Source organism: Streptomyces glomeratus (genome assembly GCF_021462825.1).
Taxonomy (GTDB): domain Bacteria; phylum Actinomycetota; class Actinomycetes; order Streptomycetales; family Streptomycetaceae; genus Streptomyces; species Streptomyces glomeratus.
On the sequence record NZ_JAKEEB010000039.1, the window covers coordinates 47,683 to 62,568 of the forward strand.

9 protein-coding genes, 4 tRNA genes and 1 other RNA gene are annotated in these 14,886 nt (G+C 71.9%); 9 read left to right on the forward strand and 5 right to left on the reverse strand.

The genetic code is table 11. From position 1 onward, the window contains the following. Nucleotides 1-17: 17 nt before the first annotated feature. Nucleotides 18-105 (reverse strand) — tRNA-Ser (locus tag LZ604_RS30480). 73 nt (nt 106-178) lie between these two features. Here LZ604_RS30480 and ffs point away from each other — a divergent pair. From ffs to LZ604_RS30510, 6 genes are all read left to right on the forward strand, one after another. Then, nucleotides 179-275, forward strand: an RNA gene (gene ffs, locus LZ604_RS30485) — signal recognition particle sRNA small type. Between the two features lie 103 nt (nt 276-378). Continuing rightward, the gene (locus LZ604_RS30490; protein WP_234519079.1) at nt 379-2,676 is read left to right on the forward strand and encodes a DNA polymerase III subunit gamma and tau; all 2,298 of its coding nucleotides are present in this window, start codon (nt 379-381) and stop codon (nt 2,674-2,676) included. A gap of 165 nt (nt 2,677-2,841) precedes the next feature. Beyond that, nucleotides 2,842-4,104, forward strand: a complete 1,263-nt coding sequence (purD, locus tag LZ604_RS30495; protein WP_234519080.1) for a phosphoribosylamine--glycine ligase — start codon at nt 2,842-2,844, stop codon at nt 4,102-4,104. 395 nt (nt 4,105-4,499) lie between these two features. Further along, entirely contained in the window at nt 4,500-6,263 is a 1,764-nt protein-coding gene (locus LZ604_RS30500; protein WP_234519140.1) for a M48 family metalloprotease, read from the forward strand. A gap of 295 nt (nt 6,264-6,558) precedes the next feature. After that, the gene (locus tag LZ604_RS30505; protein ID WP_234519081.1) at nt 6,559-8,058 is read left to right on the forward strand and encodes a N,N-dimethylformamidase beta subunit family domain-containing protein; all 1,500 of its coding nucleotides are present in this window, start codon (nt 6,559-6,561) and stop codon (nt 8,056-8,058) included. A gap of 901 nt (nt 8,059-8,959) precedes the next feature. Continuing rightward, entirely contained in the window at nt 8,960-9,859 is a 900-nt protein-coding gene (locus LZ604_RS30510) for a phosphoribosylaminoimidazolesuccinocarboxamide synthase (protein ID WP_234519082.1), read from the forward strand. Between the two features lie 55 nt (nt 9,860-9,914). Here the strand turns inward: LZ604_RS30510 and LZ604_RS30515 are convergent. From LZ604_RS30515 to LZ604_RS30530, 4 genes are all read right to left on the reverse strand, one after another. Continuing rightward, a tRNA-Gly gene (locus LZ604_RS30515) sits at nt 9,915-9,990 on the reverse strand. Between the two features lie 507 nt (nt 9,991-10,497). After that, a tRNA-Gly gene (locus tag LZ604_RS30520) sits at nt 10,498-10,573 on the reverse strand. A 113-nt stretch (nt 10,574-10,686) separates the two neighbouring features. Continuing rightward, nucleotides 10,687-10,761 (reverse strand) — tRNA-Gly (locus LZ604_RS30525). A 131-nt stretch (nt 10,762-10,892) separates the two neighbouring features. Beyond that, on the reverse strand, nt 10,893-11,210 hold the full coding sequence (locus tag LZ604_RS30530; protein ID WP_234519083.1) for a histone-like nucleoid-structuring protein Lsr2: 318 nt from the start codon (nt 11,208-11,210) through the stop codon (nt 10,893-10,895). A gap of 362 nt (nt 11,211-11,572) precedes the next feature. On the opposite strand from LZ604_RS30530, the gene purS reads away from it, so the two are divergent. Genes purS through purL form a run of 3 tightly spaced genes read left to right on the forward strand, consistent with a single transcriptional unit; the run spans nt 11,573 to nt 14,768 of the window. Next, a complete protein-coding gene (gene purS / locus LZ604_RS30535) occupies nt 11,573-11,836 on the forward strand; it encodes a phosphoribosylformylglycinamidine synthase subunit PurS (RefSeq protein ID WP_234519085.1) in 264 nt (87 codons plus the stop codon). After that, entirely contained in the window at nt 11,833-12,513 is a 681-nt protein-coding gene (gene purQ, locus LZ604_RS30540; RefSeq protein ID WP_234519086.1) for a phosphoribosylformylglycinamidine synthase subunit PurQ, read from the forward strand. Before purS ends, purQ begins: the two co-directional genes overlap by 4 nt. Beyond that, nucleotides 12,510-14,768, forward strand: coding sequence for a phosphoribosylformylglycinamidine synthase subunit PurL (gene purL, locus LZ604_RS30545; RefSeq protein WP_234519087.1), 2,259 nt, complete (start codon nt 12,510-12,512; stop codon nt 14,766-14,768). The genes purQ and purL overlap by 4 nt, the downstream gene beginning before the upstream one ends. Nucleotides 14,769-14,886 lie beyond the last annotated feature (118 nt).

Sequence of the window (14,886 nt, forward strand, 5' to 3'; positions counted from 1 at the left end):
CGTGCCCGGTGAGGCACTGGCGGAGGATACGAGATTCGAACTCGTGAGGGGTTGCCCCCAACACGCTTTCCAAGCGTGCGCCCTAGGCCTCTAGGCGAATCCTCCGCCGGAAACATTACATGACGCCGGGGAGTGCTAGCGAACTCGTTCGGGACCCGGTCGATCGGGTAGGCTGGGGCTCAGCCCCTCACGCGGCGCTATCTGACTGAACTCCCCCAGGGCCGGAAGGCAGCAAGGGTAGGTCGGCTCTGGCGGGTGCGTGAGGGGTCTTCTGTGTTTCCGGGGGAGGAAGCGCCTTCCCGGAAGGGGCGGGCGGCCTCGCGGGGGAGCGGCTCGAGGCGGGGCGTGTTGTCGGTGGGCGCCTATAACCTCGTAAGCGTGTCGTCTCTCGCGCTGTACCGCCGCTATCGCCCGGAGTCCTTCGCCGAGGTCATCGGGCAGGAGCATGTCACCGACCCGCTGCAGCAGGCGCTGCGGAACAACCGGGTCAATCACGCGTACCTGTTCAGCGGGCCCCGCGGCTGCGGCAAGACGACCAGCGCACGCATCCTGGCACGCTGCCTGAACTGCGAGAAGGGCCCGACGCCGACTCCGTGCGGCGAGTGCCAGTCCTGCCGCGACCTGGCCAGGACGGGACCGGGCTCCATCGACGTCATCGAGATCGACGCCGCGTCGCACGGTGGTGTGGACGACGCCCGTGACCTGCGTGAGAAGGCCTTTTTCGGACCCGCGAGCAGCCGGTACAAGATCTACATCATCGACGAGGCCCACATGGTCACGTCGGCCGGTTTCAACGCGCTGCTGAAGGTCGTCGAGGAGCCGCCCGAGCACCTCAAGTTCATCTTCGCCACCACCGAGCCGGAGAAGGTAATCGGGACCATCCGCTCGCGCACCCATCACTACCCCTTCCGGCTCGTCCCGCCGGGCACCCTGCGGGAGTACCTCGGCGAGGTGTGCCGGAAGGAGGCCATCCCCGTCGAGGACGGAGTTCTGCCGCTCGTCGTGCGCGCGGGCGCGGGGTCCGTGCGCGACTCCATGTCCGTCATGGATCAGCTGCTGGCCGGTGCGGGCGCCGAGGGTGTGACGTACGCCATGGCCACCTCGCTTCTCGGATACACGGACGGCTCGCTCCTCGACTCCGTCGTCGAGGCCTTCGCGTCCGGGGACGGGGCCGCCGCCTTCGAGGTCGTGGACCGGGTCATCGAGGGGGGCAACGATCCCCGTCGGTTCGTCGCCGACCTGCTGGAGCGGCTGCGGGACCTGGTGATCCTCGCCGCGGTGCCCGACGCCGCCGAGAAGGGGCTCATCGACGCCCCCGCCGACGTACTGGAGCGGATGCAGGCCCAGGCGGGCGTGTTCGGCCCGGCCGAGCTCAGCCGCGCCGCCGACCTCGTCAACGAGGGGCTCACCGAGATGCGGGGTGCGACCTCGCCCCGGCTCCAGCTCGAGCTGATCTGCGCGCGTGTGCTGCTCCCCGCCGCCTACGGGGACGAGCGGTCGGTCATGGCCCGGCTGGACCGCCTGGAGCGGGGCGTCGACTTCTCCGGCGGCGGCGTGGGCCCCGCCATGGGTTACGTCCCGGGCCCCGGGGCGCACGGCGCGACGGCCGGGGGGCCGGTGCCGCAGGACGCGGCGCCCGTCCCGCCCGGCGGGGGTGCCGCGGCGGCCCGGGCGGCGGTGCGGACCGGCGGAACCGGCGGTGCGGCGGCACCCGGCACGGGCGCGGGTCCGCACGGGGCCGGGGGACCCGGTGGCCACGACAGTGGGCCGCCCCCCGTCGCGGCTCCGCCTTCCGCACCCCGGGATACGGCCCCCGCCGCCTCGGCTGAGGAGCCTCCGGCCGCCGCCCCCGCTCCGCCCCGGGCTCCGGCGGGCGCCGCCACTCCCGGTGCCTGGCCCACCGCTTCCGCCACCGGCGGCCGACGGCCCGGCGGATGGCCTACGGCGACGCCCGCGGGCGGGGGCCAGCCTCAAGGTCGGCCTCCGGCGCCACCGTCCGGCCCCGCGGCCGCCCCGGCTCCCACCGCACCCGCTCCGGCCGCCTCTTCCGCACCGGCCGGGGGTTCCGCCCCGGCTTCCGGCGGCCTCGACCCCCGCATGCTCTGGCCGAACATCCTGGAGGCGGTGAAGAACCGTCGCCGCTTCACCTGGATCCTGCTGAGCCAGAACGCACAGGTGGCGGGCTTCGACGGGACGACGTTGCAGCTCGGCTTCGTGAACGCGGGCGCCCGGGACAACTTCCTGAGCAGCGGCAGCGAGGACGTCCTGCGACAGTCCCTGGCCGAGCAGTTCAATGTGCAGTGGAAGATCGAGGCGATCGTCGACCCGTCCGGCGGCGCGGCCTCTCCGGCCTCCTCGGGCTCAGGCTCCGGCTTCGGCGGCGGCTCCCACTCCGGCGGAGGCGGTGGCTACGGCGGAGGCGCACCGGCGGCGCCGCGTCCCGCCCCTCAGCAGTCGGCACCGCCGGCGCGTCCGGCCGCACCGGCGGCCCCGGCCGGTCCTGCCTCCGCGCCGTCCCCGGCGGCGCCCGCCGCCCCGGCGCGGCACGCGGTCGCCCCCGAGGACGACATGCCGGAGGACGACGACCCCGACCTCGACGAGTCGGCCCTCTCCGGCCATGAACTGATCGTCCGGGAGCTGGGCGCGACCGTGGTGGAGGAGTTCTCCAACGAATGAGGAGACTCCGGCGAATGAAATGAGGAGTCTCCGCCGAATGAGGAGTATCCGACCGACAGGGCACGGTCGGTAACGCCGGACCTGTGTAAAGCCACAAACCCCTGCCCGGCCCCCCTTCGGCGGCCCCGACAAGGTCACCGCCCCGCGACCGTTAGGCTGACCCCCGTGAACGTCCTCGTCATCGGTAGCGGTGCCCGCGAACACGCCCTGTGCCGTTCTCTGTCCCTCGACCCCCAGGTCACCGCGCTGCACTGTGCCCCCGGCAACGCGGGCATCGCCGAGGTGGCCCAGCTGCACCAGGTCGACGCCCTCGACGGGGGCGCCGTGGCCGCACTGGCCACGGAGCTCGGTGCCGGACTGGTCGTGGTGGGTCCGGAGGCACCGCTCGTCGCGGGTGTCGCGGACGCCGTGCGCGCGGCCGGGATCCCCGTCTTCGGCCCCTCCAGGGAGGCCGCGCAGCTGGAGGGCTCCAAGGCGTTCGCCAAGGACGTGATGGCGGCGGCGGGCGTGCCCACCGCACGTTCGTACGTCTGCACCACCGCCGACGAGATCGAGGAGGCGCTCGACGCCTTCGGCGCCCCGTACGTCGTGAAGGACGACGGCCTCGCCGCCGGCAAGGGCGTCGTCGTCACCGCCGATATCGACGCCGCGCGGGCGCACGCGGCCCTCTGCGAGCGCGTCGTCATCGAGGAGTTCCTGGACGGCCCCGAGGTGTCCCTGTTCGCCGTCACCGACGGCGAGACGGTCCTGCCGCTCCAGCCCGCGCAGGACTTCAAGCGCGCCCTGGACGGCGACGAGGGGCCGAACACCGGCGGCATGGGCGCGTACTCGCCGCTTCCCTGGGCCGACCCGAAGCTGGTCGAGGAAGTCCTGCGGACCGTTCTGCAGCCGACCGTCGACGAGATGCGCCGCCGCGGCACCCCCTTCTCCGGTCTGCTGTACGCGGGCCTGGCGATCACCTCGCGCGGGGTGCGCGTCATCGAGTTCAACGCCCGTTTCGGCGACCCGGAGACCCAGGTCGTCCTCGCCCGGCTGCAGACCCCGCTCGCCGGTGTGCTGCTGGCCGCGGCGAACGGCACCCTGGCCGACGTCGGCCCCCTGCGCTGGAGCGATGAGGCGGCCGTCACCGTGGTCGTGGCCTCGCACAACTACCCGGGCACCCCGCGCACCGGAGACCCGGTCACCGGCCTCGACGAGGTGGCGGCCGAGGACGCGCCGCAGGCGTATGTCCTGCACGCGGGCACCAGGCGCGAGGGCGACGCGGTGGTGAGCGCGGGCGGCCGCGTGCTGTCCGTCACGGCGACCGGCGCGGACCTCGCCGAGGCGCGCCGGCGGGCGTACACGGCGGTGGACCGCATCCGGCTCGAGGGCTCCCAGCACCGTACGGACATCGCGGCGAAGGCCGCGGAGGCCGCCGCCCGGGCCTGAGCCCGCGCCCGACGCCCGATGAACCCCATGGGCCCCGAATCCGTCTCCGGATTCGGGGCCCGTACCGTGTGCGGGGAGGACGCGAACCGGGGCCTGGTCCTCGCCCTGCGTCACCCACCTTTCCCCAAAGCCATTCCATCGAGTGAGCGGTGACCCATCCGGCTGACGAGGGCCGGGGCCCCAACTAGGGTGCGGCGCAGGCGGTTCCGGCACTTGGCCCACTTGCATTGCGATGTCAGTGACGGGTGCCACAGTGGGGGAGTGAGCAACGCACGGGTGTCCGGCGGCGAGCACGGCGAAGGACACGGCGGAAACCGTCACGGCGCAGGGAGCGCCGGACGCAGGCGGGCTGCACAGAGCCGGGACAGAGGGGGTGACGTCCGGTCGTGACCGGTATGGGTGTGGAGGCGGGCGCGCAGGCAGCGCGCTCACGGGCCCTTGCCGTGCTGCGGATCCGCGGCAGGGCACTGGCCGTCGCACTGCTGCCCGCCGCCGTCGCCGTCGTGCTCCTGGTCGGCGGCTCCACCGGCCACATCAGAGGCCGGAACTGGGGGATCGCCGGCTGGGTGGTGACCGCCGTCGCCGCTGTCGTCCTGCTCTCCGCCGCCGGTATCGCCCTGGTCGTCGCCCGCGCCCGCCCCGCCGTCAGCCCGACGGTCCCGATCGCGGAGGCGGCGGCCCCCGACCTGTACCGGATGGTCCGGGACCTGGCCGACCGGCTGGACGTCCCCGCGCCGTCCGCGATAGCGCTCACTCCCGACTGCGACAGCTGGCTGGAGGACCGAACGCACCGGGCCCACGGCCCGCCGTCCCGCAGCGGGGAGGAGATATCCGCGGCTCGGGGAATACGCGGCCTGTCGTCCCCGCGGCCCCACCGGGCCCCGACCGCGCCCGTGCTCGTCATAGGCTCGCCGTTCCTGTGGTGGATGCGGGTGGGCGAGCTGCGCGCGGTCCTCGCCCCCGTCGTGGCCGGTACGGGACCGTCGGCGCACCCGGACATAGCGGCGGCCCGCCGTTTCGTACGGGGGCTGGACGCCGCCGTCGCCGTGACGTCCGCAGCCGAGCACGGCGCCCTGGCGCGTTGGGCGCTGGCCGGAGTCGGCTGGGTGGCCCGCCTGCTGCTGCGGAGCTGCCGGGGGCATGCGGCGGAGATGGAGCGGGGGGTGGCGGCGGCCGCGGCCGAGCGTGCACAGGCTGTGGACTACGGTCTGCGGATCGTCGCGCAGGAGCAGGTGGGGCTGGCGTACGCGGGCTGGGATCGCCTGCTGACCCGGGTCGCACTGCCGGCCTGGCGGATGGGCCGTTGGCCCTCGCGACTGGACGCGGGGGTGGTGGCGGCGCTGACGGAGCTGTCGCGACGGGACCGGCTGGCCGAGGGCTTCGCCTCCCGGCTGGGCGAGCGACCGGCCTGCGACCTGCTCGAGGAGCCGGGCCTTGTCGACGAGGCTGCCTCGCTGCTCGCGGCCCGGCTCTTCCACGGAGGCCCGACCGAGCCAGGCCCGGAGTGGGCTCCGGTGGCCTGGCAGGAGTATCCGGAGGAGGTCGTCGACCGCAAGTGGCGCACCGACGCGGCCCGTCTCCAGCGCGTCCTGGACGCCCTGGGCGTCCACCAGCCCCTGCCCTCTGCGGTGCCCGGTGCGAACGGCCCGACGCTGGAGCGGGTGCTGCAGTACCTGACGGTCCGGGCGCCGGGGACCGAGCACGATGTTCCGGCGGCCGCCGCCCCGGATGACGACGGCGTGGTCGCCAGTGTGCGGGCCGCCGCCCTGGTCGCGGGGCTCAGCGCCGCGATGGAGCGCGAGGAGGCGGCCGCCGGCCGGACACCGGGCGGCGGGGAAACGGGGCAGCCGCCGGGACCGGACCCGGCGCTGTGGGACGAGGCGGTGCTCCCGCTGTTCCCGCTCCAGCCGCCCCGCACCGGCCGGGAGCTGCTCGTGGACCACGTCACCGCGATGGTGTGCTGCGCCGCGACGGACACGGCCGGGGCGGCACCGGGGCTCGACTGGCTGGACGGCCCCTCCCTTCTGGTCAGGGGCCAACGCGCGGCAGACCTGGGCCCCCGGGTCCTCACCCTGGTCGAGGAGGGCGACCCGGCCCCGCTGCGCACCTGGCTGCAGGACCTGGGCGTGCGTCCGGAGAAGCCGGTCCGGTTGGTCTGACATCCGGCCACACGGCACCGGCGCCCCCTCCAGCCCGAACCGGCCCGCACTCCGCTCCCGCCCGCACCCGTCGCACCCGTCGGCCCTCCCGCCCCGCCCACCTGCGGAGACATCAAGTGCGCCGAATCCGCAAGCCCGACCCCTGGCCGCAGAATCCCATTCCGTTCACGTCAATTCACGACGAACGGTGACGGAGTGCGTGCGTAATGTGATGTGCTGGGATCGAACGCGCACGAGGCACATGCCAGGGCAAGAGCTGACGAGGGCTCACGGGGGACGAGGGAGGGGACATCACATGGGGTCGGAGCACATCCGCCGCTGGGAGTCGGGCGCTCTCGCGCATGCCGTGACGGATCCTTTCGGCCAGGGCCCCGTTCCCTGGCTCCGGGGAAGTGAGACGTACTTCGACGACACCGGCCAGGTGGTCCCGTGGTACGTGGATCCGGCACCGGCCCACATTCCGGCCCAGGGGCCCAAAGGTGCCCGTGTCCCGGCGCCCCGCACCAGTGGCCCGCGCTCAGCAGACGACGTACACCGCCAGATCAAGGGCTTCGCGTCGACGGGCGCGGTCGCGCCGGGCGACGCCATCGACTTCCACATCACCGTCGACCCGCCCCAGGAGTTCGCCGTCGACGTGTATCGGATCGGGCACTACGACGGCGACGGGGCGTCGAAGATCACCACCAGCCCCCGTCTGTCCGGCATCGTCCAGCCACCCCCGCTCACCGCCGACCGCACGGTCTCCTGCCACCACTGGTGGCTTTCGTGGCGGCTGCAGATCCCCTCGTACTGGAGCATCGGCGCGTATGTCGCCGTCCTCACCACCGCCGACGGCTACCGCTCCCATGTGCCCTTCACCGTCCGCGACGGCCGCCCGGCGGATCTGCTCCTGCTGCTGCCCGACATCACCTGGCAGGCGTACAACCTCTATCCGGAGGACGGGCGCACCGGCGCCAGCCTCTACCACGCCTGGGACGAGAACGGCCGGCTGCTCGGCGAGGCCGACGCAGCCACCACGGTCTCCTTCGACCGCCCGTACGCGGGCGCCGGCCTGCCCCTGCATGTGGGCCACGCCTACGACTTCATCCGCTGGGCCGAACGTTACGGCTATGACATCGCCTACGCCGACGCCCGCGATCTGCATGCGGGCCGCGTCGATCCCACCCGTTACCGCGGCCTGGTCTTCCCCGGACACGATGAGTACTGGTCGGCGCACATGCGCCGCACCGTGGAGCTCGCCCGCGAGCACGGCACCTCGCTGGTGTTCCTGTCCGCCAACACCATGTACTGGCAGGTGGAGCTGGGCCCCTCCCCTTCCGGGGTGCCGGACCGGCTGCTCACCTGCAGGAAGCGCCGCGGGCCGGGCAAGCCCGCGCTGTGGCGGGAGGTCGACCGTCCCGAGCAGGAGATGATCGGCATCCAGTACGCGGGACGGGTCCCCGAGCCCCACCCCCTCGTCGTCCGTAACGCCGAGCACTGGCTGTGGGAGTCGACCGGCGCCCACGACGGTGACGAACTGGACGGGATGGTCGCCGGGGAGGCGGACCGTTACTTCCCCCGGGCGCCGCTGCCCGAGCATCAGGGCCGCATCCTGCTCGCTCACTCCCCGTACCGGGACGGCGAGGGTGTTCTGCGTCATCAGGAGACCTCCCTGTACCGGGCGCCGTCGGGAGCCCTGGTCTTCGCGTCGGGAACGTTCGCCTGGTCTCCCGCGCTGGACCGCCCGGGCCACACGGACGCCCGTATCCAGCAGGCGACGGCGAACCTCCTGGACCGCATCTGCAAGCGGGACTGACCTCCCCCGGCCCGTCCCGCACCACTTTCCGACCCATCCGCCCCCAATTCCCGCAGCTCCCGACCCGTCCGCCCCCGGTCTGCGGCCGGTCGGCCCTGATTCCGGGCCCGTCCCGTATCGGCTCCCAGCCTGTCGGCCCCTGGCCCTGGGCCCGTCCGCCCGCGCTCTTTGGCCTATCCGCTCCTGACCTCGGGCCGTCCCGTATCGGCACCCGACCCGTCCGGCCCTGGTCTGCGGCCTGTCCGCCCTAGTTCCGGGCCCGTCCCGTATCGGCTCCCGGCCTGTCGGCCCCTGGCCCTGGGCCCGTCCCGTACCGCCTTCCGACCCGTCCGCCCGCGCTCTTTGGCCTATCCGCTCCTGACCCCGGGCCCGTCCCGTACCGCCTTCCGACCCGTCCACCCCCGGTCCCCGCAGCTCCTGGCCCGTCCCGTAGCGGCTCTCGGCTTGTCGGCCCCTGCTCCGGGGCCCGTCCCGTATCGCTTTCCGACGGGTCCGCCCCTGGTCTGCGGGCTGTCCGCTCCTGGTCCGGGCCCGTCCCGTACCGGCTCCCGGCCCGCCCGCCCCTGCCCTCGGGCCCGTCCCGTACCGGCTCCCGGCCCGTCCGCCCCTGCCCTCGGGCCCGTCGCATATCGGCGCCTCGCCCGTCCGCCCCGGTCCCCGAGCCGTCCCCCACCGGCCCCCTGCCCGCCCGCCCCGGTCCTCGGCCCGTCCCCCCACCGACCTCTGGACCCGCCCGCCACCGCCTTCAGCCCATCCCCCCACCGCCCTCTGGCCCCCCCGCCACCGCCCTTCGACCCATCCCCCACCGCCCCCCGACCCGCCCGCCACCCGCCCCCGCGCCGGACTCGCTCCTCGCATACGGGAGAATCGAGCCAATTGGACAGAACCACGGGGAGGAACCGTGTCCGGATTCGTCGAAAAGCCCGAGCCCGTCCAGGTGCCGGGTCTGGTACATCTGCACACCGGCAAGGTGCGCGAGCTGTACCAGAACGAGGCGGGCGACCTCGTGATGGTCGCCAGCGACCGTACGTCCGCATTCGACTGGGTGCTGCCGACCGAGATCCCGGACAAGGGCCGGATCCTCACCCAGCTGTCGCTCTGGTGGTTCGACCAGCTCCGCGATCTGGTCCCGAACCACGTCCTGAGCACCGAGCTGCCGCCCGGGGCCCCGGCCGACTGGGCCGGCCGGACGCTGGTCTGCAAGTCCCTGCGGATGGTCCCGGTGGAGTGCGTGGCCCGGGGCTATCTGACCGGCTCGGGCCTCGTCGAGTACCGGGACTCCCGCACGGTGTGCGGCCTCGCCCTCCCCGAGGGGCTGGTGGACGGCTCGGAGCTGCCCGCGCCGATCTTCACGCCCGCCACCAAGGCCGCGGTCGGCGAGCACGACGAGAACGTCTCCTACGAGGAGGTCGCCCGTCAGGTCGGCGCCGAGACCGCCACCCAGCTGCGGCAGGCGACCCTCGCGGTGTACGGCCGTGCCCGTGACATCGCCCGCGAGCGCGGGATCATCCTGGCGGACACCAAGTTCGAGTTCGGACACGACGGCGACACGCTCGTCCTCGCCGACGAGGTGCTCACCCCGGACTCCTCCCGCTTCTGGCCCGCCGACCGGTGGGAGCCGGGCCGCTCCCAGCCGTCGTTCGACAAGCAGTTCGTCCGGGACTGGCTGACGTCCCCCGCCTCCGGCTGGGACCGCACGGGCGAGCAGCCCCCGCCGCCGCTGCCGCAGGAGATCGTCGAGGCGACCCGGGCGAAGTACGTGGAGGCCTACGAGCGTCTGACGGGCGTCAGCTGGGCGTGACGGCCGCACACCCCAACACGAAGAAGCCCCCGGCCTCGGGCCGGGGGCTTCTCTCTGGAGCGGACGACGAGGCTCGAACTCGCGACCTCAACCTTGGCAAGGTTGCGCTCTACCAACTGAGCTACGTCCGCACTGCGCGCTTGCGCGAAAGCAACTATACCCAACCCGGAGCGCATGCGGGACGCGCCACCGGATGCCGATTCCCCGGCCCGGGCGGCGGGCCGGCCGACGGCGGGTGGATGGGCACGGTCTGTGGCGGGAGGGCGGCCGCTCCACGATCTTGGCCACGGGCGTTCCCGGTGGGGGCGTGGCCCGGTCCCTGCGGTGACCGTGTGGGGGAGAGCGGCCAGACGCCCAACTGCGGTGGACCACGTGGCCTTTCTCCCGGGTGCCGTACGCAAGGCCGTCGCGCGCCGTTGCCGTCCGGAGCCCTCGCGGCGCCCTCGCGGAGCCCTCGCACAGGTCCCCGCCGGGCCCGCGCCGCGGAGATCCCGGTCGCCGTGACCGCTCCGGACCGGTATCGGCTTACGGTGAGTTCGTGCCCGATGGATGTGTGGCGACCCTCACATCGTCCGACGGAGAATCCCGTCGACGCGCACGAGAAAGGCCCCGGTCGATCGACCGGGGCCTTTGCTCCGTGGAGCGGACGACGAGGCTCGAACTCGCGACCTCAACCTTGGCAAGGTTGCGCTCTACCAACTGAGCTACGTCCGCACTGCCCCCGACCGGCTTCCACCGATCGGTGCGAGCACCAGCCTACCTGATCCTTTCCCCGGCTCTCGACAAGCTCGAGCAGGGGGACCTCATGGACGGCCGGGCCGATGCCGTGGAGCGGGTGACAGGGATTGCACACTGCGCCTCCCCCTTGGAAAGGGGGTGTTCTGCTACTGAACTACACCCGCGTGACTCCTCGGGTCTCGGCCTTTCGGCCTCGTCCCTCGGCGTGATCCAGACTGTAGCTGATCACCGGGGGTGCAACGCAAGTCGGTTGCGGGCGGGGGCGGCGGGGCCGCCCCGCGACCACGCAACCGTGTCACTGCGCCTCTGCGAACGCCTCGTAGACCTTCTTGGGGATCCGGCCCCGCGGCGGGACGTCCATCTTGTTGGAGCGGGCCCAGGCGCGGACGGCGGCCGGGTCCGGCGTCAACGCCGTGTGCGTGTAGGCCTTGCCGGACTTCGCCTTCTTGCGGCCTGCCTCCACGTAGGGCTCCAGCGCCTTACGCAGTTTCTTGGCATTGGTTTGATTGAGGTCGATCTCGTACGACTTGCCGTCGAGTCCGAAGGCGATCGTTTCCGCCGCTTCTGAGCCGTCGATGTCGTCAAAGAGAGTGACCACGACACGCTGCGCCACGAATATCGGTCCCTTCGTGCGGCACCTCCGCGATCATCCGCCATGACGTGCGCGGACGTCCGGGGATGCCGGGGAGATGTCGACTGTCCGGCAGTAATTGGGCAAAGTATCGGCTAATGCCAATTCCTTTGTACAGTGCCCGGCATTGCATTGTGAAGACCGACTGAATACCTCCGCGTGTCCCATGGCAATGCTCCGCCGCCGCTCTTCTGCGGTTTTTCCGAGGATTTTCCGTACGGAGACGGCCCGACCGATACCGGATCGTGATGGGGCTCACGTAGGAAGCTACGAATCTACGCGAGTAGAAATTTTGTGCCGGTAGTCTGAAGGAACCTGCTCAGCACCACACATCGGGAGTGCCAGTGGCACGCGTCGTAGTCGACGTCATGCTCAAGCCGGAGATCCTCGACCCCCAGGGCCAGGCGGTCCAGCGCGCCCTGCCGCGGCTCGGTTTCGAAGGCATCTCCGACGTACGTCAGGGAAAGCGATTCGAACTCGAGGTGGACGGGCCGGTCGACGAGGCCGCGCTCGCCCGCATCCGTGATCTTGCGGAATCCTTCCTCGCCAACACCGTGATCGAGGACTTCACCGTCAAGGTGGAGGAAGTCGCGGAGGCCGCCAAGTGACCGCTCGTATTGGCGTCGTCACTTTCCCGGGCAGCCTCGACGACCGGGACACGCAGCGCGCGATCCGTCTCGCGGGCGCGGAGCCCGTCGCCCTCTGGCACAAGGACAAGGACCTCAAGCAGGTCGACGCCGTGGTGCTGCCGGGTGGTTTCTCGTACGGCGACTATCTGCGCGCCGGTGCCATCTCCCGCTTCTCGCCGGTGATGGGGTCCGTTATCGAACAGGCGAAGGCCGGTCTGCCGGTCCTCGGCATCTGCAACGGCTTCCAGATCCTCACCGAAGCCCATCTCCTCCCGGGCGCGATGCTCGGCAACGACCACCTCCACTTCATCTGCCGCGACCAGAAGCTGCGGGTGGAGAACGCGGGGACCGCCTGGACCGGCGACTACACCGCCGGTCAGGACATCCACATCCCGCTGAAGAACATGGACGGCCGGTACGTCGCCGACGACTACACGCTCGACAAGCTGGAGGCGGAGGGCCGGGTCGTCTTCCGTTACGTCGACTTCAACCCGAACGGCTCGCTCCGGGACATCGCCGGCATCACCAACGAGGCCGGGAACGTCGTCGGCCTCATGCCGCACCCCGAGCACGCCGTCGAGCCGCTGATCGGTACCGGCCGTACCGACGGGCTTCTGTTCTTCACGTCGATCCTCAAGAAGCTGGTGGGCGCATGAGCCGGACGCCTCTGGACACGGTCGAGCACGCGACCGCGACCCCCGACGTCGAGCTGCCCTGGGCCGAACTCGGCCTGAAGAAGGACGAGTACGAGCGGATCCTCGAGATCCTCGGCCGCCGCCCGACCGGCGCCGAGCTCGCCATGTACTCGGTCATGTGGTCCGAGCACTGCTCGTACAAGTCCTCCAAGGTCCACCTCCGCCAGTTCGGTGAGAAAGCCCCCGAGTCCGACGCCCTGCTCGTCGGCATCGGCGAGAACGCCGGTGTCGTCGACGTCGGCCAGGGCTACGCGGTCACCTTCAAGGTGGAGTCGCACAACCACCCGTCCTATGTGGAGCCCTACCAGGGCGCCGCGACCGGTGTCGGCGGCATCGTGCGCGACATCATCGCGATGGGCGCGCGGCCGGTGGCCGTCGTCGACCCGCTGCGGTTCGGCGCGGCCGACCACCCCGACACCAAGCGCGTCCTGCCCGGCGTCGTCGCCGGCATCGGCGGATACGGCAACTGCCTGGGCCTGCCGAACATCGGCGGCGAGGTCGTCTTCGACTCCTGCTACCAGGGCAACCCGCTGGTCAACGCGGGCGCCATCGGTGTCATGCGGCACGAGGACATCCACCTCGCGAAGGCTTCCGGCGCGGGCAACAAGGTCGTCCTGTACGGCGCCCGGACCGGTGGCGACGGCATCGGCGGCGCCTCGATCCTGGCCTCCGAGACCTTCGACGACGCCAAGCCGAGCAAGCGCCCGGCGGTCCAGGTCGGCGACCCCTTCCAGGAGAAGCTGCTCATCGAGTGCACCCTGGAGGCCTTCCAGGAGAAGCTGGTCGTCGGCATCCAGGACCTGGGCGCGGCGGGCCTGTCCTGCGCCACCTCCGAGCTGGCCTCCAACGGCTCCGGCGGTATGCGCGTCACCCTGGACGACGTACCGCTGCGCGACTCCACGCTCTCGCCGGAGGAGATCCTCATGAGCGAGTCGCAGGAACGCATGTGCGCCGTCGTGGAGCCGGAGAAGGTCGACCGCTTCCTGGAGATCTGCGAGAAGTGGGACGTCATCGCCACCGTCATCGGTGAGGTGACGGACGGGGACCGGCTGGAGATCTACTGGCACGGCGAGAAGATCGTCGACGTGGACCCGCGGACGGTCGCGCACGAGGGCCCGGTCTACGAGCGTCCGTACGCCCGCCCCGAGTGGCAGGACGCGCTCCAGGCCGACGACGCGAACAAGCTTCCGCGGCCCGAGACCTCCGAGGAGCTGAGGGACCAGGTCCTGAGGCTGGTGGCGTCCCCCAACCAGGCGTCCAAGAAGTGGATCACCTCCCAGTACGACCACTTCGTCCAGGGCAACACGGTCCTCGCCCAGCCCGAGGACTCCGGGATGATCCGCATCGACGAGGAGTCCGGGCTCGGTGTCGCCATCGCGACCGACGGCAACGGGCGGTACGCGAAGCTCGACCCGTACGCGGGCGCGCAGCTCGCCCTCGCCGAGGCGTACCGGAACGTGGCGACCACAGGTGCCAAGCCGCTGGCCGTCTCCGACTGCCTGAACTTCGGCTCGCCCGAGGACCCGGCCGTCATGTGGCAGTTCGCGGAGGCCGTCCGCGGTCTCGCCGACGCCTGCCGCCAGCTCGGCACCCCGGTGACCGGCGGCAATGTCTCGCTCTACAACCAGACGGGCGAGGTGGCCATCCACCCGACCCCGGTGGTGGCGGTACTGGGTGTCATCGACGACGTCGCCCGCCGTACGCCGGTCGCCTTCCGGGAGGAGGGCCAGCTGCTCTACCTGCTCGGCGACACCCGTGAGGAGTTCGGCGGTTCGGCCTGGTCGCAGGTCGTCCACGACCACCTCGGCGGTCTGCCGCCGCAGGTCGACCTGGAGCGCGAGCGGCTTCTGGCCGAGATCCTCATCTCGGCCTCGCGCGACGGCATGATCGACTCCGCGCACGACCTGTCCGACGGCGGTCTGATCCAGGCCGTGGTCGAGTCGGCGCTGCTCGGCGGCAAGGGCGCGCGGCTGATCGTGCCGGACGGGCTCGACGCGTTCACCTTCCTCTTCTCCGAGTCGGCGGGCCGCGCGATCGTCGCGGTGCCGCGCTCCGAGGAGGTCCGCTTCAACGACATGTGCGGCGCGCGCGGCCTGCCCGCCACCCGCATCGGTGTCGTGGACGGCGGCGCGGTGGAGCTCCAGGGCGAGTTCGAGCTGTCGCTGGAGGAACTGCGCGAGGCACACGAGGGAACCATTCCCGCGCTCCTCAAGTAAGTTCCGCCGGCCGTAAGCAAGCCCCTACGGCCGTAGGCAAGTCCGTCGGCCGTAGGACCACGGTCCTGTCGGTCGTACGACGGTGAAGGCCCCGCCCGGATCGGGCGGGGCCTTCGTC

Excerpts from the sequence above, each read along its gene's own strand:
- purL (WP_234519087.1), top strand. The coding sequence starts at position 12,510 with ATGAGCCGGACGCCTCTGGACACGGTCGAGCACGCGACCGCGACCCCC.
- LZ604_RS30500 (WP_234519140.1), top strand. The coding sequence starts at position 4,500 with ATGGGTGTGGAGGCGGGCGCGCAGGCAGCGCGCTCACGGGCCCTTGCC.
- LZ604_RS30505 (WP_234519081.1), top strand. The coding sequence starts at position 6,559 with ATGGGGTCGGAGCACATCCGCCGCTGGGAGTCGGGCGCTCTCGCGCAT.